The sequence below is a fragment of the Sulfurihydrogenibium sp. YO3AOP1 genome (genome assembly GCF_000020325.1).
In the GTDB taxonomy this organism is placed as follows: Bacteria; Aquificota; Aquificia; order Aquificales; family Hydrogenothermaceae; genus Sulfurihydrogenibium.
Genome location: NC_010730.1, coordinates 1,604,459 through 1,630,248, shown reverse-complemented (window position 1 = coordinate 1,630,248; position 25,790 = coordinate 1,604,459). Strand labels below are relative to the sequence as shown.

Below are 25,790 nucleotides of genomic sequence, written 5' to 3'. Positions count from 1 at the left end.
CGATGTTTGAAAAATTTACAGAAAAGGCAAGAAAAGTAATATTAACAGCAAGGGAGCATGCGTTAAAATACAAAAATAACTACTTAGGAAGTGAACATCTTCTCTTAGGGTTGATTGATGAAGATGATATTGTAGTTTTAGTATTATCTAAATTTGGTCTTTCCCCGGAAAAGGTAAAGAAAACTTTACTTTCTCAAATTCCAAGAGGTACACATACAGGAGAGATACTATTTTCTCCGGACGCTAAAAGAATATTAGAGTATGCAGTAGAAGAAGCAAGAATTTTACACCATCCATTTGTTGGTCCAGAACATTTGTTAATTGGGGTTGTTAGAGAAAAGTCCGGGCTTGGTGGAAGGGTGTTAAGAGGCTTTGGAATTGATGAGTATTCGGTAAGAAGAGAAATATTGTCAGTTTTAGGTGAAATACCACCACAAGAGCAGGTAAAACAAATACCTACACCAAACTTAGATAGATACGGAAGAGACCTTACTGCACTTGCAAAAGAAGGAAAGCTTGACCCAGTAATTGGTAGAGATAGAGAAATAGAGAGAGTTATTCAAATACTTTCAAGAAGAAGAAAAAACAATCCTGTTTTGATAGGTGAACCTGGGGTTGGAAAAACCGCAATCGTAGAAGGATTAGCACAAAGGATAGTAAGCAAAAAAGCACCAGAAATTCTCTGGAACAAAAGAATAATAGCTTTAGATTTAGCATCCTTAGTAGCAGGCACAAAATACAGAGGACAGTTTGAAGAAAGACTAAAAACAATTTTAAAAGAGTTAGAAAAAACACCTAACATTATACTATTTATAGATGAGCTTCACACAATGGTTGGAGCAGGTTCAGCTGAAGGTTCTCTTGATGCTTCCAACATGTTAAAACCAGCGTTGGCAAGAGGTGAGGTTCAAGTAATAGGTGCTACAACTTTAGATGAATACAGAAAGTATATAGAAAAAGACGGAGCATTAGAAAGAAGATTCCAGCCGGTCATTGTAGACCCACCAACTCCAGAAAATACAATATTGATTTTAGAAGGTTTAAAGCATAAGTTTGAAGAATTTCATAACGTTGAATACACAAAAGAAGCAATAGAAAAAGCTGTTGAGTATTCTGTTAAATACATACCTGACAGATACTTGCCAGACAAAGCTATAGACTTATTGGATGAAGCAGGAGCGTTAGTAAGATTAAGAGAGCTTGAATTGCCACAAGACCTTAAACAATTGGAAGAAGAAATAAAAAAGATAGAAGACGAAAAGACAAAAGCTATAAAAGAAGAAGATTTTGATAAAGCATCAAAGCTAAGAGATGAAGAGGTTAAATTAAGAGCTAAATTTGAGACACTTAAACTTAAATGGAAAGAAGAGCAAAAGGAAACCAAACCTAAGGTTACTGTTAGAGATATCGCAGAAGTTATAGCAAGATGGACAGGTATTCCAGTTGCAAGACTAACAGAAACTGATAAAGAAAAACTTCTGCATATAGAAGAAGAATTACATAAGAGAGTTGTTGGACAAGATGAAGCAATTACGGCTATAGCAAAAGCTATAAGAAGAAACAGCGTTGGCTTAAAAGGTAGACATAGACCTATCGGAGTATTCTTATTCTTAGGGCCAACAGGTGTTGGAAAAACAGAAACAGCAAAAGCTTTAGCTGAATATTTGTTTGGTAGAGAAGATGCTTTAATAAGATTTGATATGAGTGAATATATGGAAAAACATACAGTATCAAGACTTATCGGTGCACCTCCGGGATACGTAGGTTATGAAGAAGGAGGTCAGCTTACTGAAGCGGTAAGAAGAAAACCATACTCTGTCATTCTTTTTGATGAGATAGAAAAAGCTCATCCGGATGTATTTAATATATTCTTACAGATATTTGACGATGGAAGGCTAACAGACTCTCTTGGCAGGGTGGTTGATTTTAGCAACACTATCATTATTATGACATCTAACCTTGGTGCAAGAATGATTTTGGAAAGTGGTAAAATGGGATTTGAAACAAAATCTTCAATGCTAGACTATAAAGACTTAAAGAAAAACGTTTTAGAACAAGTTAAGAAAGCATTTAACCCAGAGTTTATAAATAGACTTGACGAAATCATAGTATTTAAACCATTAGACAAATCTGTAATTCAAGGTATAATAGATAAGCAAATTAAAGAGATAAACGAAAGGTTAAAAGAATGGGAAATAGAAGTGAAACTCTCTCCAGAGTTTGTAGAGTACTTAATAGAGAAGGAATTCAAACCAGAGTATGGAGCAAGAAGTATCAAAAGAGCTTTACAATCACAAGTGGAAGACTTATTAGCAGAGGAGATTTTAGCAGGAAAACTACACCCTGGCTCAGTAGTAGAAGTTGGTATGAAAGATGGCAAAGTAGTTTTAAATCCTGTAAAACAGAAGAAAAAATCCAAAAAGAAAAAAGAACTTCAGACAGCATAAAAAAAGTGGCGGCGCTTTCAGCCGCCGCCTTACTTTCATTATCTTACCTCTCAGACGCAGCAGAGCTAGAAACAATAACCCCACAGGTCAAAACACCATCCTTACAAGAAGAAGCATTCAAGGTTTATAAAATAGAAAAAATAGAAATTAAAGGTCTAAAATTTTTCAATGAAGAGATAATTAAACCTTTAATTCCATTTGGAAAGGGTGCTATAGTCACACGGGATAAAATAGAAAGCACAATAAGAGACCTTTATAAGCTTGGATACTTTCAAAATGTTGAAGCATATACAAGATACACCGAAAACGGAATTGATATAACCTTTGTTTTCACAGAGCTGCCAGTTGTTCAAAGAATTGATTTTGAAGGAAATAAGGCAGTTTCAAAAGATGATTTGATCAAAGAACTTGGTCTTGATTTAACAGAAAAATTAGAATCTGGCAGACCTTTACCGTTTTCAACTCTGGGACCAGAGCTACAAGAAAAGCTTTCATCGATAAAAAAAGGACTTGGTAGAGTTTTATCTAACGATGAAATAGGGCAGATGATAAAAAAGATTGAAAAACTTTATGAAAAGAAGGGTTATTACAGTCCAAAGATATCTTACTACTACAAAGGAAACACCTTAGTTTTTAAAATAGAAGAAGGAACTAAGGCTTACGTTGAAAAAATAAATATAGTAGGAAATAAAAACGTTAAAACAAAAGAAATTCTTTCTGTCATGGAAACATCTGAAAGAAATATATTAAAACTTAAGCTGCATCCAGCTTTAATAAAAGAGACTCTTTATGAGGATATAGACAGAATAAAAGACTTGTACATTAGTAAAGGTTTTTTAGATGTACAAGTATCAGAGCCTGAAATTACATTAGTAGATGGGAAAAAATACATCATCACAATAAAAATAGACGAAGGAGAAAGATATAAAGTAGGGTCTGTTAAGGTTGAAAACAATGACTTATTCACCACCAAGGAATTATTAGACCTACCAGATAGAAAAAGCATCAAGCCCGGTGAGTATTACAACTCTGAGAAAGTTGAGTTTATTAAGAAGCATATTTTAGATAATTATAACGACCTTGGCTATATATTTGCTAACGTTGAAGTAAACAAAATTGTAGATAAAGAGAAAAAACAGGTTGATGTAGTTTTTAACATAAACAAAGGAAATATTTATTATGTTGATAAAATCAAAATCTCTGGTAATTATGAATCAAGAGACTCCACTATCAGAAGAGAACTTAGATTGGCACCTGGAGATGTATTTAAAAAAGACAAACTTTTAAGGTCTCAAGCAAGATTATACAGACTTGGTTATTACGATATGATTGGGTTTGACCCACAGGTAAAGTCTGACAATGAGATGGATTTAGAGACAAAAGTAAATGAAAGATTTACAGGTCAAATGTCTATAGGTGCAGGATACAGCCAACAAACAAGCTTATCATTCTTTGCATCAATTAGAAAAGGAAACTTCTTAGGTACCGGCGATACTGCAGGGTTATCATTAACAGTTGGTTCAAAATACAGAAATAACTCTCTAAACTATCTACATAAATGGGCGTTTTATAAGCCGTTAGACCTTGGATTAAACTTATATGATTCATATGTAGACTATACAACGTTCATCTCTACAAAAAGAGGATTTTCTCCTACCTTATCTTATGAATTTAAAGAGTTTTGGAGAACAGGCGTTGGTTTAACCTTAGAAAAAGGCGAGTACAAAGATGTTTTAGATACTGCATCAACATACATTAAAAAACAAGTCGGAAAGTATGATTTATACTCAACCTACTGGTTTATAAACAGAAACTCAATAGACAATCCTATTCTTCCAACAAGAGGAAGTGATATAACATTGACACTTTCTGCCGGTACTGGAACAAGAGATTTTTATAAAGCAGTTTTTAGTGCTTCAAAAATTATTCCAGATAAGATTTTCTATACAGACTTTTTATTCTCTGTCAAAGGTACATTTGGATTTGTAGAAAAGATATCTAAAACGATACCACTTGACCAGCTTTTCTTTGTAGGTGGCGATTTTACAATTAGAGGTTTTGAATGGGGTAGAGCCGGTCCATTGGATGAAAACAAAGACCCGGCTGGGGCTAAAAGAGAAATTATTTTAAATTACCAGTTAGCACATCCAATTGTAGAAAGATTTTTATGGGGATATGTATTTTTAGACCAAGGTAAAGGCTATGACAAAGGCAATCCATTTTCTAACATGTATTACTCCACAGGTGTGGGCTTAAAAATCATTACTCCATTTGCACCAATAGAACTTTATTATGGTAAAGTTTTAAATCCACCATCCGGTATAAGCAGCTCAAGGTTTGGATTTATTTTAGGTACATTCTTTTAATGAAGAGAGAGTGTTGTAAAAATTTTTGTAAGCTTTTCCTTGATTGTCATCCTGAGGACGTAAGTCCGAAGGATCTCTTCTTTAAAAAGTGAGAAAGTGAATAAGTGAGAGAGAAAGAAAGAAGATTCTTCACTGACTTCAGAATGGCAGAGTATGAGCATGAAGGCAGAGATTCTTAATTGTAGTTGCAGATGACGAACATTTTTAAACTTAGTTAAAATTTGGTACATTAATAAGGAGGAGATATGATTAAAAAATTTTTAACAGTTTTAACTTTATTATTTTTAGCTTTTGGATACTCAAATGCAACAAATGTTGCTTATGTTGATATGGAAAAAGTGATGAATCAATCTGCAAAAGGAAAAAAGTATAAAGCAGAGTTGGATGCAAAGTTAAAATACTATCAAAATAAAGCAAAAGAACTACAAAACAAAATTGCATCTTTACAAAGCCAGCTAAACTCTTCAGCTTTAAATCAAAAAGCTAAAGAAGATAAGATGAAGGAACTTAGAGAAACAGCAAGACAACTTCAAAATCTTGAAATCCAGGCAAATGAAGAGCTTGCAAAAATGAAAGCAGAAGCAGAAAAGAAAATGGTAAGCGACATAAAAGCAATAGCGCAAAAAATAGCAAAAGATAAAAATCTTGATTTAATTCTTTACGGCGGTTTAATCAGCGGTGTACTCTATGCAGATAAAAAATTAGACATTACAGACGAAGTGCTTAAAGAATATAATAAGTAAATTATTAGCTATGAATGACTTACAACCTCACGACCAATTTTTTAAACAGATATTTTCTGAGCCAAAGAGAGTTAAAAGCCTGCTTGATATATTTTATTCAGAGCTATCTCAAAAGATAGACTTAGAAAGTATAAGATTATTAAACAGTGAAAAATACTCACAGAAGATTGGAAAATCACTTCTTGACCTTTTGTATGAATGCAAAATAGAAAACGAAAAAAGCTTTTTAAGAATCATTTTTGAACACAAATCATACATAGATAAAAACCTACCAAGTCAGCTTTTATACTACAATGGGATATTATGGGAAGAAACAGGAGAGTATAAAGAGTATCTACCAATAATTAACATTGTCTTGTATCATGGTAAAAGAAAATGGAATATACCAACCACACTACCAAAGACTAACTCAGAAATTATAGAAAGATTTTCAAACAAACTTAACTATCACTTAATAGACCTTTCAAAGGTAGCTGATGAAGAGATGATAAACAAGCTCTACGTAGATTTTTGTACAGCGTCAGCACTTCTTACGATGAAGCATATTTTTGAAGATTTAAAAAAGTATAAACATATCTTAAAGAAGGTTTTTGAACACTATCAAGATGGTTGTGTTTTTATCATTTTAGATTATATTTCAGTTGTAAACAACCCACAAGAAGTTGAAAATGTATTAAAGGAAATCTTGGGAGGTGAAAAAGAGATGACGACATTAACAGAAAAATGGAAAATGGAAGGATTGCAACAAGGTTTACAGCAAGGTTTACAACAAGGGTTAATAAAGGCAAAACAAGAAGATATTATAAAGCTAATCAAGGTTAGATTCGGTAATGTTCCTGAAAATGTAGGAAAATTAATTTCAGACATTAACGATTTAGAAGAATTAGATAAACTATTTACAAAAGCTATTTTGGCTAATAGTTTAGAAGAGTTGTTGAGAAAGTAATAAGTGCTGATAAAATATCCACACATTTTTAAGGAGTAAGGTAAAGTATGAAAATCTCAGAAATAGCAAGGCTTTTAAATGGAAAGCTTGAAAACTTTACACAAGACAAAGAGATTAAAAATCTAAAAAGCATTGAAACTGCAGCAGAAGATGATATTACATTTTTAAAGAACAAAAAAGATTTAGATAAAATAAAAGCCGGTGCTGTTATTGTTGGCTCTTTTATACCAGAGTTAAACATTCCGCAGATAGTTGTTGATAAACCGAATATAGCATTTTATAAGCTTATCGATATTTTTTATCCGGATGAGAAAAAAGAAGGTTTTATCTCTAATTTAGCTATTGTTGGTAAAAATGTTGAAATTGAGAAAAGCAGTCAAATACATGAGTATGTGGTCATAAAAGACAATGTTAAGATTGGAAAGAATTGTATAATACATCCTTTTTGTTATATCGGAGAAAATACTCAGATAGGGGACAACTGTATTTTATACCCAAACGTTGTAATTTATAAAGACACAGCTATCGGAAACAACGTGATAATTCATGCAAACAGCGTAATTGCCGCAGATGGTTTTGGATACTATCAAGAGGATGGAAAGCATAAAAAGATAAAACATATAGGAAAAGTCATCATTGAAGATGATGTAGAGATTGGAGCAAATACTACAATAGATAGGGCTATGTTGGATGAAACAGTCATAAAGAAAGGCACAAAAATAGACAATCTTGTGATGATAGGTCATAACTGTAAAGTAGGTCAAAATACGATTTTAGTCTCGCAGGTTGGAATTGCCGGAAGTTCTAAGATTGGGAATAATGTAATTCTTGCCGGTCAGGTAGGTGTTGCAGACCATATTACCATTGGAGATAATGTTATAGTGACTGCAAAATCCGGTGTAGGTAGCGATTTACCACCAAACGGCATATACGGAAGTTCTATAAATGCGATAGAGTGGAAAAAATGGAAAAGAGTTATTGCAATCCTTCCAAAACTTCCAGAGATTTTGAAAAAACTTGAGAAATAAATGAAATTAGAGCATTACTCGGAAGAAAAACTAAAAGAAGATATTTTGAGAATTTTGAGTAAACATTTAGATTTAAGTAGGTATAAAGTTTTTTTCTTTGGTTCAAGGGTAAAAGGAAATTCAGATGAAAGGTCTGACATAGATTTAGCAGTAGAGGGACCAAAAATTCCATCTCACATAAAACTTGAAATTCAAGAAGAGCTTGAAAATCTGCCAACTTTATATAAAATAGATTTCGTTGATTTTAACGAAGTTGACGATGATTTTAAAAAAGTAGCAAAGCAATTTGTAGAGTATTTATACCCATGAAGTTAGAAAAACTTACAATAGATTTAGAAAAAATTTTATTAAAGTTAGAAGAAGTTCTAAGCTTAGAAAAATTAGAAATAAACAGAGACTCGGCAATAAAAAGATTTGAGATAGCTTTTGATATAGCATGGAAGACTTTAAAGACTTATTTAGAAGAAAAATACGGCATTATTTGTAAATCTCCAAAAGGCTGTATAAGAGAAGCATTTACCCAAGGACTGATTGAATACGATGATTATTGGCTAAAAATAGTAGATTTACGTAATAGCACGGCTTACATATACAGCGAGTATATGGCAGATGAAGTTTATGAAGAGCTTCCAAAAGTATTGTTATATCTAAAAACACTTTATAATAAGATGAGAGAATGAGAGAAAGAGATTTAGAAAGTTTAGAGTATAGAAAGTTTTTAAACCTGCTTTCAAGCTATACCCATAACGAGATAACGAAAAATAAGATAAACAATCTAAAACCTATTACAAACAGAGAGTTTTTAGAGAGAGAAATAGCAAAAGCATCTGAGTTTGAATCCATCTTTTTAAAAGAAGGATATTTCCCACTTTCAGAATTTCCTGACATTACCCAAGCAATAAACCTTGCAAAGGTTGAAGATAGTATTTTGTCTCCTAAAGAGATTTTTGAAATCGGAGAAATTTTACGAGTAGTCAAGAATGTAAAATCTTTTTTATCAAACCATACTCTAAACCATCTTAAAAAGCTGTTTCAAAATCTTACTCCACTTAGAGAGCTTGAAAAGTTTATCACAGACAGCATAGACTCAGACTTTGCTGTAAAAGACAGTGCAAGTAAAGATTTAGCAAGGATTAGAAAAGAGATTAAAGAAGTTGAAAAGCTTATAAACAATCAGCTTGAAAAAATCTTGAACAATCCAAACTACCAAGACGCAATTCAAGAAAAGCTTATCACCTTAAGAAGAGATAGATTTGTCATTCCTGTAAAGTATAACTTTTCCCATAGAATAAAGGGCATCATTCAAGACAGGTCTTCTTCAGGAAATACAGTCTATGTAGAACCATTTGAAGTAGTACCGCTGAACAACAAACTCACAGATTTAAAACTCCAAGAAAACTTAGAAATTAGAAAAATACTGAGATTCTTAACAGACATAATTAGAACAAAAATTAACTTTATTTCAAACTCTTTTGATGCTTTGATTGAGTTTGACATTCTCTACACAAAAGCTAAATTTTCAAAAGCTTTTAACTGCAGATTTCCACAGATAGGAGAATCATATCAGCTTTATAATGCAAAACATCCTATCTTTTTACTTAAAGAAAAGCCATTTATTCCAATAGATATCTTACTTGACGAAAAGAGAGGATTGGTAATTACAGGACCAAATACAGGCGGAAAGACGGTAGCACTAAAAACAGCAGGACTTTTGTCTTTAATTTTTCAATCAGCCATAGCCATACCTGTTGATGAAGGAAGTAAAATTCCAATCTTTAACGGAATATTTATAGACATTGGAGACTATCAAAGTATAGAGGAAAATCTATCTACATACTCAGCACATATTAAAAACATAAGAGAGATGTTAGATTTAGCAAATAAAAACTCTCTTTTGCTATTTGACGAGCTTATACCAGGAACAGACCCAGATTTTGCATCAGCTATTGGTATAGCAATTTTAGACTATGTAAAAGAAAAAAACATAAGAGTAATAGCCACTACACACTTAAAGAAAATAAAAGCTTACGTATTAAACAACGATTACTTTAAGATAGCAGCAGTTGGATTTGACAAAGAGACCTTAACACCAACTTATAAAATTTATTACAATGCAGTAGGCGAAAGCATGGCGTTTTACATAGCCCAAAAGCTAAATTTACAAAAAGAAATCATAGAAAAAGCTAAATCTTTAATATCTAAGGATTTACTAAATTTTGAAGAATTAGCATCTAAATTTTCAGCGTTAATATCAGAATATGAAGAAAAAATTAAAGAGATAAACCAGTTAAAACAGCAATTAGAATTAGAAAAAGCAAAATACGAAAACTTAGCAAAACAGCTTGAAAAAGACAAAAAAGAAAAATGGAAAGAGAGCTTAAAAGAAATTCAAGATTTTGTTGAAAAAATAAGACAGGAAGGCTATGAAGTCTTAAAAGAAGTAAAAGAAAGGCAATCAGGAGCACCGTTAGAAAAATTTGTCAAAGAAAAGAAAAACATCAATATAAAAACAGAAGAAGAAATTAAGGCAGAAGAGATTAAAGAAGGTGATGTTGTAAGAATAAAAGGAAAAACTCAGGAAGGAACGGTTATTGCCATCAGAGAAGATAAAGCTAATGTAAACTTCGGTGGGATAAAAATATGGCTACCTTTAAATCAGCTAGAAAAAAGACAGCCTAAAGAAGAAAAGACAACCTTTAAAATAACCAAATCAAAAACAGATATAACCCCATCTATCAATCTAATTGGCAAGACAAAAGAAGAGGCTATAAAAGAGTTAGAAAAGTACATCGATAAAGTAATACTTGAAGGTTATACTACCTTTAAAATAATCCATGGCTATGGGGCAGGCGTTTTAAGAAATGCAGTAAGAGAGTACTTAGACAAACTTCCTTTTAAGCTAAAATACGAAGATGCACCATATCACGAAGGCGGTCTTGGAGTAACCATAGTTAGATTTGAAGAGTAGATAGATAGAATTTTTGATTTTTTGATTTATTATAAAGTAATATACCTTCTCAGGATGACAAACAAAAGGTTGAATGATACGCATTAAAGGAAGGATAACCTTGTATGTCATTCTGAGCGAAGCGAAGAATCTCCTCTTTTTGCTGAATTTCTCACCCGACGTATTATAAAGCAATATTTAAAGCAATATTGGTTTCTTTTACACTTTTACAAAAATCTTTTTTAAATCTTCAACAAATCTTTGCGGTTCGTTTTTTATAACTTCTCTATAATGCTCAAAATCTTTATATCTTTCTTCATAATTTTCAAAGCATTCTTTTATTTTATCTACAATCTTTGGAATATTTTCTTCCCTGTCTTCAAATTTATATTCATCAAAAATAGGAACATCTTCAAAAAATGCGGCAGAACCTCTTTTACCAGTAATTATGCAACAGCCCAAGATAGCAGCTTCTCTAGGTAGTCTATCTTTTCCAGGATGATTGCCAAAATCTATATATACTTTGGCTTTTTGTAAAGTTTCTATAACTTCTTCTCTACTCATATTTATCAATGGTATGAACTTTATATCTTTATTGCTTTCTATGATTTTTTTCGTAAAATTGTATCCCTTTTTTGGATTAAAAGCTACTATATCTTCCTTATTGGATATATCTGTTTCTATTTTTAAAAAATCTTTATTTAAGTAATCAGACAAATAATATTTATGCTCTAAGTTTTTAAAGTGATCAATAGCATAATGAGATTGAAATAAGTAGAAATTTGCAAGCTTTAATAGCGGATCCTTTTCATAAGGAAATTTTATTGCTAATTTTTCAATTTTATTAGAAAGTAAATCAAGTTTATTAAAATCTAAAAATAATATTTTTTCATAAACTTTAGATAAATAATAATTATCTACAGATAAAAACCAAACACCTTTTCTTATATTTTTGAAATGTTGAAGTAAATTTATTCCCTCCTGAATTTCAGGGACTATAATTATATTCTTTTTGTTGTCTTCAATCTCGTTTAATTTTGTAACAAATGGATTATCATATTTTTCATACTCTCTATGAACAGGATTTTTAAATTTACCATCATCAAAATTATAATAATACATATAAGCATCAATACTTAGATCTCTTCTTAAACGATAAGCCAGTTGATGCAAAAGCTCTGGTCCACCTGTCGAAACATTTGCAGGACAAGCTACAAAGATTTTAGTATCTTTATATATTTCAGTCATCTAACCCTCTTCTCAAATACTTCCAAAGCTCTTTTTACTACATCATCCATATCATAATATCTATAATCTGCTAATCTGCCTATAAGTATTAGACTTTCAAATTTATCTACTTCTTCTCTGTATTTATTATACAGCTCCTGATTTTCTTTTGTAAAAACTGGATAGTATGGTATATCTACGTTTGGCTGATAAGCTTTTGGATATTCTTTTAAGATGGTTGTTTTATCAGATTTTATAGGATGAATGTGTTTAAATTCTGTTATTCTTGTAAAGTCATAATCGTTGGGGTAGTTTACCACAGGGGCTTCTTGATAGTACTCTTGGTCCATACTCTCAAATTTTAATTCTAAACTTCTGTATGGTAGATATCCATATTTGAAATTAAATAATTCATCTATCATTCCTGTAAAAATAAGCTTTCCTTTATACTCTTGTTTCGTAAAGTATATTTTTTTGTTTTCATAATCAATGTTTATTAATTCTTTGAAGTCCGTGTTTAACATTATTTTAATGTTTGGATGATTCAACATTCTTTCAAAGATTTTTGTATACCCTTCTTTTGGTATAGCTTGGTATTTATCTGTAAAGTATCTGTTATCTCTACTTATGTAAATTGGCACTCTTGCTGTAACTTGTGGGTCTATATCTTCAGGCTTTAATCCCCATTGTTTTGCTGTATAGTTTTTAAATACTTTTTCATAGATAAAGTTTGCCAAAAATTTAAGGTCATCATCTTCTTCTCTTAAAAGCTCTAATATCGGTATTTTTGAGTTGTAATTGTATTTGTTTAATAGTTTAGTTTCTAATTTTTCTGCCAAGGTTTTTGGAAAAACTTCATAAAGTGTATTTAGATTAAATGGTATTGGTACTTTTTTACCATCTATAAAAGCTAAAACTCTATGGTGATACAATTGCCATTCTGTAAAATTTGATAGGTAATCAAAAACATCTTTATAATCTGTATGGAATAGATGTGGTCCGTATTTATGTATTATTATGTTGTTTTCATCTTTGTAGTCATAACAGTTTCCACCAATATGGTTTCTTTTTTCAATAATTAAAACTTTTTGATTTAATACATTGGCTATTCTTTCAGCTATCACACTTCCAGAAAATCCTGCTCCAATTATAATGTAGTTAAACATATTATCTTCCTATTTCCTTTATCTTCACCAACTCCAAAAACTCATCAAATAAATCCATTTTCTCCGAGTCCAATTTTAATTTTAAATACATCTTTTCAATATCATAGTCTATAATAACATCTTCTATATAACTTTCAAACTCTATCAGTCTATTTCCTATTTCTTCTTTGTCAAAATTACCTCTATTTACTTTCCCTTTTATCCTTTTACTAAAATCAAAAATACCATCCAAAATAGCTTGTTTCTTGTTATGCTCTGATTCGATATAGCTTTTTCTAATCTCACCTAAAGTGCTTGTCAGATAATCCATAAAATCATATTTATTATCTGCTGCATAATCAAGAATTAACAATCTATTTCTTATCTCATAATAATACCATAAAGGATATTTATTACTTTTATCTGTAGTACCTCCAACTTTGTGTCTAATAAATGTAAAAGGTGTATAAATTGGATTTATTCCGTTTTTTCTTAATCTTATAAGAAATTCATTATCTTCAAAGTATAAAAAGAAATCTTCGTTTATATATCCAACCTTTTCAATAACTTCACTTTTCATAAAGATGTTGGCACCTGATAAAAACTTTACATATCTTAAGCCGTAATCTTTTAAGTTTTCAGCTCCACCTAAGAATACATTGTCCCCTACATATTGAACATTCTCATCATCGTAATTTTTTATCTTACAAGTAACTACCGGAATGTCTGTATACTCTAAGGTCTTTAAAAGCTCCAAAGGTGTATTTTTTTCTATTTTCGTGTCCGGATTTAGCAGCCATATATATTCTGATTTTAAATTTTCTATAGCATATCTTATGCCTAAATTGTTTCCGCCTGCATAGCCATTGTTAATATTTTTTAGTAGATAACATTGTTTTGTTGTAGTTTCTCCAAACACTTCTTTTAAGATATTCTCAAGCTTATTAAACTCTTCTTCATTTTCAGAATTATCTACAACTATAAAATCTATGTTAGGATAATCAGAATCTACGATAGATTTGGAAAGACTTTTTATATATTCAGAAGAGAAATAATTAACCGTTATGATTGCTATTCTTGGCTTTAATTTTATTATTTTAGCCTTTTGTCTAAAAAAGTCTTTCGGCTTTTCTTTATCAGTAAATTTGAAAACATATCTGTATCTTCCGTCGGACAAGTCAAATGTATAAAATGGCTCTGTTTTCTTTAAATCTTTCATAAACAAATCTATTGGATTTGGAACGTTTCCATATCCGTATTTTTTGATTAGTTTTTTTAAAAAGTTGTATAAACTTAATTTATTTAAGTAATTAGCTTTTTTTATATCTTTTTCAAAAGATTTATGATTTTTATGTGCTATCAATACTGAAGGTAAAACATACTGTTTTAGATTTTTTTCTTGTGCTTTTAATGAAAAATCAAAGTCATCAAATCCAAGGATAAGGTCTTCGTCAAATTTTCCAAATTCTAAAAATCTTTCTTTTGATATTCCAATACAAAATCCTGACAAAAGAGTTGTATCTTCATGATATTGGTTGTAAATATACTTTAAAAATTTTTCATATCTTTTTAAGTCTAAAAATCTCAGGTTTGGAAGAATATATTTAGATAAATTATTTTTATACATTGCTATGTCAGAAACCGGACCAACCATTGCAACATGTTTATCTTGAAGCTCTTTGTAAAATCTGTTTAGCCAGTCTTTAGAGATTACAACAGTATCTGGATTTAAAAATACCAAATAAGGGTTCTTTGATAAATCAACTCCTTGATTTATAGCTTTAGAATATCCAAGATTTTCTGAATTTTTTATTATCTTTACTCTACTATCATTAAAAGATTCTACAATTTCAACCGTGTTATCTTTCGAATTATTGTCAACAACAATTATTTCATCATCTTCTATTAAATAAGAATCCAAAACTGATTGAATGCATTCTTTGATAGTATCTGAAGAGGTGTAAGAGACTATAATTATAGAAAATGGTTCTCTTTCAATTTTTAAATCTAAATTTGCATTGTAGATTTTGTTTAGCAATTGCTTTAAATCTTTGGAAAGTTTTCTGTCTGTTTTTATGTATTGGTAAAAGGCATCAATGTAATATAAATTTCTTGTAAACCCATCTTTGTATCTAAATAAATTTTCATCTATACCAAGACTACCAATAAATTCTTTTGTTAAAAAAGTTTGCCTCTCGATTGCTTCTTTAAGCATAGTTTTTATGTTAAGCTGATTATTTGTTTCATGCATTCTATGCAGGTTAGAGGCCTTATTACTTAAATAAACTTTTCCTTTTTTTGCTAAATTCATCCATAAAAACCAATCTGCATTAGCTTCAAAATCTATAGCATCAAATTTAAATAGCTCAAAATCTACTTTATCTTTTCTAAACATAAAACCTGAAAAACTTTCCATAATGTTAAAAAGCTTTTCTAAGGATTTTTCTATCAGCCACTTACCATTGACATAAGAATCATTAAAATATTTTTCATAAAATTCTAAATGGTTTCTTAATGCCGGCAAATAAATAACCCTTAATTTTTCATCTACAAATAAAGTTTTTCCGGCAGATATTACTATATCATCATCTTCTTTAAAAGGTTTGCTTAACTCTTCTAATGTATAAGGTGCAAGGATATCATCATCACATAAAAAATGGATTAAATCTCCTGACGCTAAGTAAAACAGATTTTTGTAATTTTCAGCCGGTCCAAGATTTTTCTCATTTTTATGATATTTTATAAAAGGATAATCTTTAGCAAACTCGTTTACAACTTCAAAATTCTTTTTGTTTATCTCTTCATTTGGATTATCATCTGCTACTATAACTTCATATGGTTTAATTGATTGATCTAAAATACTTTTTAAAGCTTCTCTTAAATACTCCGGTCTGTTATAAGTTGGAATTAAAACTGATATTTTTAAATCCGTCATTAAAAAACCTTATCTATTTTTTATTGATAAAATATAATACAATACTTATAAAAGGAGGGAAAATTATATGAATTTAACACTTGGGATTTTAAAGACCACTTCAGATTTTTCAAAAATTAATGATGTCTTGGAAGGAATTCAGGATAATTTAGAGTATTTTAATCAAATAATCTATACCGGCAATAAAGAAGATTTAGAAAATGCAGAGTTTGATTTTGTAGCTTTAGATCTTGATACAGATAATAAAGCAGTATTGAGAAATAAAATAATGGACAAATCAGAAAATGAGCTAATTCTTTGGATAGATAATGCGACTGTCTTGGAGTTTGACATGATACCGGAAATGATGGAAGTTTTAGAATCAAATCCGGATGCTGATATTATTTATACAAATATTGTCTACAAAGATATAGAAGGTAACGAAAGCATTAGAAAGCTAGAAGATGTATATGGAAAAGAGAATAATTTATTAATGACTTTGAAAATAGAAGATTATATTCCTGAGTTTGGAGTAATTATAAAAAAAGATTCTTTAGAAAGACTTGGAAAATTTGATGAAAGCTTTAAAGATTATGAATTTTACAGATTTATTTATGAAAATTTAAACAACTTAAAGTTAAAACTGTCAGAGTTTAACTATGTAGTAAAGTACTTATTAGAAACATTCATAGATACTTCTTATAGGAGTAAAGCTTTAAGAGATGCATTAAAAAAATATCCTTTACAAGAATTTTTCCCAAAGCTTGGATGGAATAAGAATGAAAATCTTGCTTTAGCAACTGCATATACGTCTATAGGAGATGTTTTAACTGATTATTATGATTTATACAATGCATCAGAATTTTACAGAAAAGCTGCATTAAGCTTTCATAATAAAATTACATTGTCAAAGTTGGTTCAAGCTTATTTTAACATGGGTCTTTTTGATGAGGCTAAAAAATTAGTTTCAGAAGAACAAGGATTTTCTCAAGAAGAAGTTAAAAATTTACAAGAGAATATAGGTCAAATACAAAGATTGATAGAAATGATAGAAAAATCTATTAATGAAGGAAATGTGCAAGAAATATTTAATCTAATAAACGAGATTGCTTCTGCTTATCAAGGTGCACCTTTGTATAATATTCTTGGTGTATTGGAGTATTATACAAATAATTTAGAAAAAGCATATCAATTTTTCTATAAAGCAGCAACATTAAATCCATTGAATGAAGATATAATCCATAATCTTACAGGTTTAGCAAACCAGCTTGGTAAACAAGAAGATGTGAAGGGTTTATTTGAAAGATTATTAGGTTGATGTTTTTATTTCAAATTTACAGTAATAAAGGTGGGTCAGACTGCTTGTAAAATCCTTACTTTATTATAGGAACGTCCCGCCACCTGACACAGGACTAAACGGGCAACTCATTAATTGTCCGCTAAATGCAACCTTATTTCCACGTCCCTAAATTTATCAATAACTTCAGAGAGGAATAATCCATTGTAAAGAACTTTCCAAGAATAGGAAAGACAATGGCTACCTTCAAAACTTGCTAATTAAAATTACTCCATTGGCTTCTTTTCAAAAACTTGGCTCGCATTGAAGGCTTTGCATATTTTTATCTTCTGTTTTCACTTATTCACCTACAAACTTAAATTTTATAAACGTTTTACCTCTCATTTACTCACCTTCTTACTCCAATTTAAACCTTAGCTGATGCAAGATTTAATAATGCTTGCGACCTTGATCTTTGTTTTTCGTAATGTTCTTTTTCTTCTTCTGAAAGATTTTCGTTTTGTAGTTTTTGATTAGCTTCTTCTAAAAGTTGTTTTTCGTTATCAACATTAATTTCATCAAGCTCAAAAACTTCTTCTACAAGAGCAATAACCTTGTCGCCTCTAACATCTAATACACCATAAGTCACCGCAAATTCCTTTACTTCTCCGTCAGCTTTCTCGATTCTTAACTTTCCAGGAGTTATATTTGTAAGTAGTAGCATATGGTTTTCAAGTATACCAATTTCGCCATCAGCCGTTGTAATTACCGTTTGATAAACATCACCGCTAAATACACTACCAGTTGGAGTAACTACATCCAATCTATACATTTTTCCTCCCTTTTTTAGAAAATTTAGAATTTAATTATACCATACTAACGTGAAAGGTAATAGGTGAGAGGTAAGAAGCAAAGAGACTCCTCACTTTCTCACCTAACCGCTACCCGCTTTTTACTCTATAGTTTGGACCCATTTTCTTAGTAATTTTCCATTGTACCAGAGGTCGATTGTTGGGTTTTCCACAGAAGATGCTGTGATTGTGATTTCTTCAGTTGCAAAAATAACAGATATTGGCTGTGCTGTAAAGTTGCTAATTGTGTAAAGCCTACTTCCATTGATATCGTAAACGTCCACAGTCTTGTCCGCCTTAGCTAAAGCAATTTTGCTGTTTGATGGGGATAAGTTAGCTGATAATACAGTTGTATTAGATGAAACATTTTTAAACACGCTTAAGTCAGCTAAATTTAAGACCTTAGCTTCTTTTGAAGCTATCACTAAATATTTACCATCCTTAGAAACTTGAATATCATTTATTCTTCCAGAAGATATATTTTCTGATTTCTCTATGTTATCTGAATTTGTATCAAATACAATTAATTTTCCGCTTTCTGTTCCTGTATAGATTTTGTTGTTATATCCTTTTACCACAGATAATGATTCATTTAAAGAAAGATCTTTAATTTTATTGCCGGATTTAGCATCTAATACAAATCCCTTACCGTCTTTTGAGAAGACATATACATTATTTCCACCTTTTCCAAAAGAAATTAAAGATGCATTTACGTCAAATACTTTATTTACAATTACAGAGGCTGTAGAATTGTCCCAAACAAGAATTTTTACAGGATTTTTCATGTCTTTATATTTGTATGCAAGTGCTTTGATAGGTTTTATTGCAGTTGTGAATTTTCCATCGTCAGAAATTGCAAAGATTGAGAATTTATCAAAGTTTCTTACATCCTCCGGATCCCATAAAGAGATATGTGGTTTTAAGTCTGTTATATCCCAGAAATAAATTCCAGCTTTTCCTAAGGATACAAAATATTTGTAATCTTTTGTCATGTATAATGGTCCATAAGCTTGAACAGGTGGAAGCTGAACATCTTCAAGGGTGTAATTAACATAAAACTCATCACCCTTTTTAACTTTTATAGTGAAAGTGTCTTTATATACATCTTTTTCTACAGTAATTTTGTGAACACCCTCATCAAGCTCAACGTTTTGTGGTGAAGTTCCAATTTCTTTTCCATCTACATAAATTTTAGCATCCTGTGGATTTGCGTTTAGATGAATAACAGCTTTTGTTAGATTTACAAATATAGACGTTGTCTTCCCGTATTCAATAATTACTTTTCTTGAAGTACCTACAGCTCCATGTTTAAAGATAATAAGATGTTTTCCAACAGGAAGATACTCTTTAAACGGAGTTGTACCGATGTAATTTCTTCCTTCCATAACAGTTGCACCTTGTGGTGTAGAGTCTGCTTGAAGAATACCAGTTGGCTTTGGATTGAATACTAATTTTGTTGTTTTATCATAATAAACCCAAACACCTTTTTGTGTATCTCTATCAAATTCTGTTGTTGCCACAGTAATGTCATAACTACCTTCTTTTAATTCCAATTCAAGGGGCGTTTTCCCAACATGTTTTCCATTAATGTAAACATCTGCATTTTTTGGCTCTTGAATAGAAATTTTTCCTTTACCTTCACAAGAAGAAAGGATAAATGACGAGAAGATAAGAAAAACCATAAACCATAAACCTTTTCTCATACCACACCTCTCAGTTTAGTTAATATTTGCTAACCATATTATAAAACAGAAAATTGATTTTTGTCATAAAATATTTTACATCAATATTCAAGGGGGATTTCATGATAAAAATAGATTTTACAAATGTTATGTCAGATTTTATTGGTGAAAAACATGGAATTTTATTTGAAGAGATAGAAGCTTATAAAGAAATTGTAAAAGAAGTACATGAGAAAATAAAAGAAGAGAGAGATAATAGCTTTTACTTTACTAAACTGCCATATCAACACACAGAAGAGATTAAAAAACTTGCTATAGAAATAAGAGAAAATTTTGATTACTTTGTTGTAATTGGAATAGGGGGTTCTGCCCTTGGAAATCAAATGATTCAAGAAGCAATAAACGGTTTTAACTATAATAATTTTAATTATCCAAAGTTTTATATCATGGATAATGTAGACCCGGAAAAAATAGGCAACATTCTTGACTTAATAGATATTAGAAAAACAATGTTTAACGTGATAACAAAATCCGGTTCAACTGTCGAAACAATTGCAAACTTTGCAATAGTTTTAACCACACTTAAAGATGAGTTAGGAGAAGATTATAAAGACCATCTAATATTTACCACAGACCCGGAAAAAGGGTTTTTAAGAAAGTTTGGGGAAAGAGAAGGAATCAAAATGCTTGACATTCCGCCAAAAGTAGGTGGAAGATTTTCTGTATTAAGCAATGTTGGACTTTTATCATCAGCTGTATGTGGAATTGATATAGACCTGCTTTTAGAAGGTGCAAGAAAAGCTGATGAACTTTGCATGAAAATTTCAAATCCATTAGAAAATCCTGCTTATTTAATCGGACTTATTCATTATTTAGCATGTGAAAGGAAAGGAAAACATATATCGGTAATGATGCCGTATTTTGAAAGATTATCATCATTTGTAGATTGGTATAGGCAGCTATGGGCTGAAAGTCTTGGCAAAGAAGGCTTTGGTCAAACTCCATTAAAGTCTATTGGAACAATAGACCAGCACTCTCAAATTCAGCTTTTTAGAGAAAGTCCAAAAGATAAAATTATTACTTTTTTAAGGGTTTTAGAAAGTAGTAGAGATTACAAAATCCCAAAAGATATTCCAGAAGAAATTGGATACCTTGCTAACCATTCATTGAAAGAAATTTTAGACATAGAATTAGAAGGAACAATAGCTGCATTGATTAAAAGCCAAGTACCGAACTTAACTATAACAATTGATAGATTGAATCATTACAATCTTGGAATGTTGATTTATATTTATGAACTTGCAACAGGATTTACTGGAATGCTTTATAAAATCAATCCATTTGACCAACCGGCTGTTGAAGAAGGAAAAGATTTTGCTTACGGACTTATGGGCAGAAAAGGATATGAGAAAAAGTTAGAGGAGTATAGAGAGTTAGTTAAAGAGAAGTATACATTAGAAATAAATGATTAGTATGCCTTGAGGGGTGAGAAATTAGTGATTTTCATAGAATTTAAAAATGAGATCCTTCGGACTTACGTCCTCAGGATGACAGTCAAAGGTTGAATGATAAACATTAAAGGAAGGATAACCTTATTTGTCATTCTGCAGCCGGCGAAGAATCTCCTGCTTTTATTGAATTTATCACCTGACGTGTATATTTATTAGAAATAATTGATCGGTATAGAAATTATTTAAGCCTTTGCCTTTATATTATTAATGATTAATAAAATATCTTCGGAAGGGTATTGATAAATTTTACAAAATCTAAGAAGAAATCTTTCGGACTTTGTCTCGTGAACCACTCCTGCTCACTTTTTACTCCTTAACTTCTTTTTCTGGTTTTCCAAATAGATATCCTTGCAAATAATCTACCCCAAGTTTTATAAGAATATCTTTCTCTTCCTCTAATTCAACCATTTCTGCCAACACTTTAATATTTTTATGTTTGGCAATTCTTATAATATTTTCAACTATAATTTGGTTGTCTAAATCTTGATGAATATTTGCAACCAATGAACCATCTATTTTGATTATATCAACATTAAAATGTTTTAGATATACAAAATTAGAATATCCGGCACCAAAATCATCTATTGCGTATCTAAATCCTAAGGATTTTCCGTACTGGATTAATTCTTTTACATTTTTAAAATCTAAAATAGCTTCTTCTTCTGTTATCTCTAAATAAACATTTTCAGGTTTTAAACCATTTGATACGCAAAGGTTATATAGATTTTCTAAGTTTCCACTTTTATAAATAAAATTTTTGGACATATTTAAGAATAAGCATTTATTCAATTTCTTTTCTGAAAAATACTTAATTGCTTTTTCTTGAATTATTTTATCTATCTCTTCAACAAGTCCGTACTTAATAGCATTATTTATAAATTGATATGCTGGAATGTATTTATTTTCTTTCTCATCGTAAATTCTCGCTAAAACTTCATAACCATATATATTTCCAGTTTTTGCTTCAACTATAGGCTGGAAAAATGGAACAAATCTGTCATTTTTTATAGCATCTAATATTGCATCTTTAAATTCAAACTCTAAACTAATAATTTTTTTTACTTCTTCGGGTATTAAATAAACAGCTTTATTTTTGCCTTCTTTTTTTGCTTTATAAAGAGCAATATCGGCAGCTTTTAAAAGTTCACTTGGACTATTTCCATGAATTGGAAACTCAGCTATACCTATGCTGACAGATATATAAATTTTATTATCTCTTACTACTACCGGCTTTTCTGAAATGGCTTTTCTAATATCTTCTGCTATATTTAATGCTTCTTTACCATCGGCATCTGGACTTAGGATAATAAACTCCTCTCCTCCATACCTACCTATAATATCCTGCTGTCTTCTTATATTTTTTAAAATTTTAACAATTTCTTTTAAAATTTCGTCTCCAAGGTCATGACCAAACGTGTCATTAATCCTTTTAAAATCATCCATATCAAGCATCAGTATAGCGAATTTTTTAGAATTTTCTATATTCTTTTGGATAAGTTCCATCATCTTTCTTCTATTAAAAACTCTTGTAAGAAAGTCATAGTTTGCAGTTCTGTAAAGTTTTATTACATAGATAAGGTTTGATAAGATTATTTCAAGGTATTCTAAATCTTCTTCATTCAGTTTATCTTTTCTAAACCCATGAAATTCAATATATGAATCACTATCTATATCTCTTTTTAAGATAATCTCATTAAAATTTCCAAGTTCAAGACTATTTTTTTGATCTTGTAAATACTTGTCAGAAAAAGATTTAACTTCTTCTGAATTATATTGATAAATCAAATAACTTCCTTTTAGATTTAAAATTTTATCTAAATTATTTAAGACAAATTTAGAAAATTTATTGAATTCATTTGTTGCTGATAATATTTTGGTTACTGTATGAAATACAAGGTAAATTTTGTCTTGAGATTTTATTAATCTAATTCTAAATTCTTCAAATTTTTCTGAAATTTTGGCAAGTTCATCTGAACCAAACTTGTGTAAATAAAACTTTACATATCTAATATCTTTCTTTTCAAGCTCATTAAGCTTGTATTTGATGTAATTCAATGGAAATAAAATTAATCTTCTTGCTATAAAATAAAATAGTAAAACAAAAAATAAAAATGACCCGCCGCTAATAATAACTATTTTAAAACCTTCAGTAAAAGCCATTTTTAGAATGGTTTCCTTTTTAATACAACCAGCTAAATAAAAATTTGAATTTTCATATTTAGAGTAAGCACAAATATTGTTTAAATTAAGATTGGTATCCGTAGCTAAGAAGAAATTTGGATTATAAATTGAAACTATACCATACTTAGACATAATTTGACTGTTTAAAAGTTTTTCATCTACAGCTGCAGCGTATTTTTTACCATCTTTCTTAAATTTAAAGTATATTACTTTGTCCTTTAAATAATACTTGTAGTTGTTTTTTAGAAAATCAGGAATTTTATCAGTTATGTATAACAAATAATCATTATCCATTGATTCGTTAATCATGTTAGGTAATGATTTAGAATACATATCTAATATTTGCTGACTTGACTCCTTTCTAATTTTAATAGCCAATTCGATTCCTTTTTTTGCCTTTCCAAGTTCACTGTCATATACATAATAAGAGACTAAAAATAAAGCAAAGATTGAAGAAATAAAAAATATTAAAATAAAAAGCAGAATAATCTTATTAGCAAAAGACCTTACCTTTAGAACTCTTTCCACGAAATAATTAAGCTTGAAACACCTCTTATTTTCTACCAAATTCACCCATACTTAAATGTTATAATTTTATTATCGTCTATTTTTAATATTAGTTTATCAGGAGTGAAAATGCAAGAGAAATTCTACGTCACAACACCAATATACTACGTTAATGATGTTCCACACTTAGGACATGCATATACTACTGTTGCGGCGGATGTTCTTGCAAGATATTATAGACAAATTGGAGTAAAAACATTTTTCTTGACAGGAACAGATGAGCATGGTCAAAAGATTCAAAAAACAGCAGAAGAAAAAGGAATTTCTCCAAAAGAGCTTGCAGATAAAACTCATTTAGCATTTAAAGAGCTTTGGAAAAAGCTTAATATCAGCTATGATAGATTTATCAGAACCACAGACCCAGACCACATAAAAGCTGTTCAGCATATCTTTCAAAAATGCTATGAAAATGGAGATATTTATCTTTCTGAATATGAAAGCTATTACTGCGTTGGATGTGAAGAGTTTAAAACAGAAACAGAGATAAAAGATTATGATTATAAATGCCCTATCCACTTAAAGCCTTGCGAAAAAGTCAAAGAAGAAAGCTACTTTTTCAGATTATCTAAATACACAGATAAACTTCTTGAATTTTACGAGAAAAACCCGGAGTTTATCTTGCCAGATTTTAGAAAAAATGAAGTTGTATCCTTTGTAAAACAAGGATTAAAAGACCTTTCTGTATCAAGGAAAAGAGACCGTGTAGCATGGGGTATCCCTGTTCCTTTTGACCCATCTCACACTATTTATGTATGGTTTGATGCACTTACTAACTATCTGACAGCTGTTGGATATCCAGAAAACCTTAACGAGTTTTGGCCTGCCGATGTTCATATAGTTGGTAAAGATATTTTAAGATTTCATGCTGTATATTGGCCGGCATTTTTAATGAGTGCAAGACTTGAAATTTCGAAAAAAGTCTTTGCCCATGGTTGGTGGACGGTAGAGGGTCATAAAATGTCTAAATCCCTTGGAAACGTAGTAGACCCATTTAAAGCAGCAGATGAGTTTGGCGTTGACAAGCTTAGATACTTTTTATTAAGAGAAGTTCCGTTTGGACTTGATGGTGATTTTTCTAAATCAGCTGTAATAAACAGAATAAACTCAGACCTTGCAAACGACCTTGGCAATCTTATATCAAGAAGCTTAACGATGATTCATAAATTCCAAAATGGAAAAATAGAAAAACCTTCTGTTTTCAAAGAGATAGAAGAAGAGTATAAAAATGTTTATTCTAAAACCTTGGAAAATTATAAAAATTTTATTCAAAAGTTAGAGTTTAGCAAAAGTCTTGAAGAAGTTTGGCAGTTTATAGATTGGCTTAATAAATATATTGTAAAAGTAGAACCTTGGAAGTTAAACAAAGAAGATAAAGAGTATCTAAAGACAACGCTTTACACAGTTGTAGATGGAATATATGCTGTTGTATGGATGCTAAACCCATTTATGCCACAAAAAATGGCAGAAGCTTTAAGTATGTTAAACATAAATGAAATCAAGAAAGATATTAAGCCTTATAGCTTTCCGGTAGAAATTACTATAAATCAAGTGGTTCCATTATTCCCAAGAATTGAGATAAAGGAGGAAGAAAAAAAGATGGAAGAGATAAAAAAAGAGGAAGTAAAACAAGAAGAATACATCACTATTGATGATTTTGCAAAAATAAAAATGAGAGTTGGAAAAGTGTTAGAAGCTGAAAAAGTTGAAAAATCAGATAAACTTTTAAAGTTAAAAGTAAGTCTTGGAGATGAAGAAAGAACAATAGTTTCAGGTATTGCACAGTATTACGAGCCTCAGGAACTTATAGGTAAAAATGTAATCGTTCTTGCAAATTTAAAGCCAAGAAAAATTTTTGGAATAGAGTCTCACGGAATGTTATTGGCGGCAAAAGATGGAGAAAGATTGACAGTACTAACTACAGATAAAGATGTTGGGGTAGGAAGTCCAGTTTCTTAAAGC

At 30.4% G+C, this 25,790-nt stretch carries 17 protein-coding genes; 11 read left to right on the top strand and 6 right to left on the bottom strand.

Annotation, left to right across the window (positions count from 1 at the left end; genetic code table 11):
- Nucleotides 1-2 precede the first annotated feature (2 nt).
- From SYO3AOP1_RS08075 to SYO3AOP1_RS08040, 8 genes are all read left to right on the top strand, one after another.
- Nucleotides 3-2,447 carry an ATP-dependent Clp protease ATP-binding subunit gene (locus SYO3AOP1_RS08075; RefSeq protein WP_012460229.1) on the top strand — a complete coding sequence of 815 codons (2,445 nt, stop codon included), beginning with the start codon at nucleotides 3-5 and terminating at the stop codon, nucleotides 2,445-2,447.
- A gap of 5 nt (nucleotides 2,448-2,452) precedes the next feature.
- A complete protein-coding gene (bamA, locus tag SYO3AOP1_RS08070; protein WP_012460228.1) occupies nucleotides 2,453-4,813 on the top strand; it encodes an outer membrane protein assembly factor BamA in 2,361 nt (786 codons plus the stop codon).
- Nucleotides 4,814-5,058: 245 nt separating this feature from the next.
- Complete coding sequence (locus SYO3AOP1_RS08065; protein ID WP_012460227.1) at nucleotides 5,059-5,556, top strand: OmpH family outer membrane protein; 498 nt, start codon at nucleotides 5,059-5,061, stop codon at nucleotides 5,554-5,556.
- 10 nt (nucleotides 5,557-5,566) lie between these two features.
- Nucleotides 5,567-6,502, top strand: coding sequence for an Rpn family recombination-promoting nuclease/putative transposase (locus tag SYO3AOP1_RS08060; protein WP_012460226.1), 936 nt, complete (start codon nucleotides 5,567-5,569; stop codon nucleotides 6,500-6,502).
- Nucleotides 6,503-6,549: 47 nt separating this feature from the next.
- Nucleotides 6,550-7,530 carry a UDP-3-O-(3-hydroxymyristoyl)glucosamine N-acyltransferase gene (lpxD, locus tag SYO3AOP1_RS08055; protein WP_012460225.1) on the top strand — a complete coding sequence of 327 codons (981 nt, stop codon included), beginning with the start codon at nucleotides 6,550-6,552 and terminating at the stop codon, nucleotides 7,528-7,530.
- Complete coding sequence (locus SYO3AOP1_RS08050) at nucleotides 7,531-7,839, top strand: nucleotidyltransferase domain-containing protein (RefSeq protein WP_012460224.1); 309 nt, start codon at nucleotides 7,531-7,533, stop codon at nucleotides 7,837-7,839.
- Entirely contained in the window at nucleotides 7,836-8,210 is a 375-nt protein-coding gene (locus tag SYO3AOP1_RS08045; protein ID WP_012460223.1) for an HI0074 family nucleotidyltransferase substrate-binding subunit, read from the top strand. Before SYO3AOP1_RS08050 ends, SYO3AOP1_RS08045 begins: the two co-directional genes overlap by 4 nt.
- Complete coding sequence (locus SYO3AOP1_RS08040) at nucleotides 8,207-10,498, top strand: endonuclease MutS2 (RefSeq protein WP_012460222.1); 2,292 nt, start codon at nucleotides 8,207-8,209, stop codon at nucleotides 10,496-10,498. Before SYO3AOP1_RS08045 ends, SYO3AOP1_RS08040 begins: the two co-directional genes overlap by 4 nt.
- A 198-nt stretch (nucleotides 10,499-10,696) precedes the next feature.
- Here the strand turns inward: SYO3AOP1_RS08040 and SYO3AOP1_RS08035 are convergent, their stop codons facing one another.
- From SYO3AOP1_RS08035 to SYO3AOP1_RS08025, 3 genes are read right to left on the bottom strand one after another with little or no spacing between them, the layout of a single operon-like run.
- A complete protein-coding gene (locus tag SYO3AOP1_RS08035) occupies nucleotides 10,697-11,725 on the bottom strand; it encodes a hypothetical protein (protein ID WP_012460221.1) in 1,029 nt (342 codons plus the stop codon).
- Nucleotides 11,722-12,870, bottom strand: coding sequence for a UDP-galactopyranose mutase (gene glf / locus SYO3AOP1_RS08030; protein WP_012460220.1), 1,149 nt, complete (start codon nucleotides 12,868-12,870; stop codon nucleotides 11,722-11,724). Before glf ends, SYO3AOP1_RS08035 begins: the two co-directional genes overlap by 4 nt.
- 1 nt (nucleotide 12,871) lies before the next feature.
- On the bottom strand, nucleotides 12,872-15,784 hold the full coding sequence (locus SYO3AOP1_RS08025; RefSeq protein ID WP_012460219.1) for a glycosyltransferase: 2,913 nt from the start codon (nucleotides 15,782-15,784) through the stop codon (nucleotides 12,872-12,874).
- Nucleotides 15,785-15,851: 67 nt separating this feature from the next.
- Here SYO3AOP1_RS08025 and SYO3AOP1_RS08020 point away from each other — a divergent pair, with 67 nt between their 5' ends.
- Complete coding sequence (locus SYO3AOP1_RS08020) at nucleotides 15,852-17,081, top strand: glycosyltransferase family 2 protein (RefSeq protein WP_012460218.1); 1,230 nt, start codon at nucleotides 15,852-15,854, stop codon at nucleotides 17,079-17,081.
- Nucleotides 17,082-17,466: 385 nt separating this feature from the next.
- On the opposite strand, the gene atpC is transcribed toward SYO3AOP1_RS08020, so the two are convergent.
- Entirely contained in the window at nucleotides 17,467-17,871 is a 405-nt protein-coding gene (gene atpC, locus SYO3AOP1_RS08015; protein WP_012460217.1) for an ATP synthase F1 subunit epsilon, read from the bottom strand.
- A 120-nt stretch (nucleotides 17,872-17,991) separates the two neighbouring features.
- Nucleotides 17,992-19,593: a PEGA domain-containing protein gene (locus tag SYO3AOP1_RS08010; RefSeq protein WP_012460216.1), complete on the bottom strand. Its 1,602-nt coding sequence runs from the start codon at nucleotides 19,591-19,593 to the stop codon at nucleotides 17,992-17,994.
- A 101-nt stretch (nucleotides 19,594-19,694) separates the two neighbouring features.
- Here SYO3AOP1_RS08010 and SYO3AOP1_RS08005 point away from each other — a divergent pair, with 101 nt between their 5' ends.
- Entirely contained in the window at nucleotides 19,695-21,044 is a 1,350-nt protein-coding gene (locus SYO3AOP1_RS08005; protein ID WP_012460215.1) for a glucose-6-phosphate isomerase, read from the top strand.
- Nucleotides 21,045-21,389: 345 nt separating this feature from the next.
- Here the strand turns inward: SYO3AOP1_RS08005 and SYO3AOP1_RS08000 are convergent, their stop codons facing one another.
- Nucleotides 21,390-23,792 (bottom strand): GGDEF and EAL domain-containing protein, encoded by a 2,403-nt coding sequence (locus tag SYO3AOP1_RS08000; protein ID WP_012460214.1) that lies wholly within the window; start codon nucleotides 23,790-23,792, stop codon nucleotides 21,390-21,392.
- A gap of 87 nt (nucleotides 23,793-23,879) precedes the next feature.
- On the opposite strand from SYO3AOP1_RS08000, the gene metG reads away from it, so the two are divergent.
- Complete coding sequence (gene metG, locus SYO3AOP1_RS07995) at nucleotides 23,880-25,787, top strand: methionine--tRNA ligase (protein WP_281340841.1); 1,908 nt, start codon at nucleotides 23,880-23,882, stop codon at nucleotides 25,785-25,787.
- The last annotated feature ends 3 nt before the right edge of the window (nucleotides 25,788-25,790 follow it).

Bases quoted from the DNA above. Each gene is read 5' to 3' on its own strand.
- SYO3AOP1_RS08025 (WP_012460219.1), bottom strand. From the start codon at position 15,784: ATGACGGATTTAAAAATATCAGTTTTAATTCCAACTTATAACAGACCG.
- SYO3AOP1_RS08020 (WP_012460218.1), top strand. From the start codon at position 15,852: ATGAATTTAACACTTGGGATTTTAAAGACCACTTCAGATTTTTCAAAA.
- SYO3AOP1_RS08010 (WP_012460216.1), bottom strand. From the start codon at position 19,593: ATGAGAAAAGGTTTATGGTTTATGGTTTTTCTTATCTTCTCGTCATTT.
- SYO3AOP1_RS08040 (WP_012460222.1), top strand. From the start codon at position 8,207: ATGAGAGAAAGAGATTTAGAAAGTTTAGAGTATAGAAAGTTTTTAAAC.
- atpC (WP_012460217.1), bottom strand. From the start codon at position 17,871: ATGTATAGATTGGATGTAGTTACTCCAACTGGTAGTGTATTTAGCGGT.
- SYO3AOP1_RS08050 (WP_012460224.1), top strand. From the start codon at position 7,531: ATGAAATTAGAGCATTACTCGGAAGAAAAACTAAAAGAAGATATTTTG.
- SYO3AOP1_RS08035 (WP_012460221.1), bottom strand. From the start codon at position 11,725: ATGACTGAAATATATAAAGATACTAAAATCTTTGTAGCTTGTCCTGCA.
- SYO3AOP1_RS08005 (WP_012460215.1), top strand. From the start codon at position 19,695: ATGATAAAAATAGATTTTACAAATGTTATGTCAGATTTTATTGGTGAA.
- glf (WP_012460220.1), bottom strand. From the start codon at position 12,870: ATGTTTAACTACATTATAATTGGAGCAGGATTTTCTGGAAGTGTGATA.
- lpxD (WP_012460225.1), top strand. From the start codon at position 6,550: ATGAAAATCTCAGAAATAGCAAGGCTTTTAAATGGAAAGCTTGAAAAC.
- SYO3AOP1_RS08065 (WP_012460227.1), top strand. From the start codon at position 5,059: ATGATTAAAAAATTTTTAACAGTTTTAACTTTATTATTTTTAGCTTTT.
- SYO3AOP1_RS08045 (WP_012460223.1), top strand. From the start codon at position 7,836: ATGAAGTTAGAAAAACTTACAATAGATTTAGAAAAAATTTTATTAAAG.
- SYO3AOP1_RS08075 (WP_012460229.1), top strand. From the start codon at position 3: ATGTTTGAAAAATTTACAGAAAAGGCAAGAAAAGTAATATTAACAGCA.
- SYO3AOP1_RS08060 (WP_012460226.1), top strand. From the start codon at position 5,567: ATGAATGACTTACAACCTCACGACCAATTTTTTAAACAGATATTTTCT.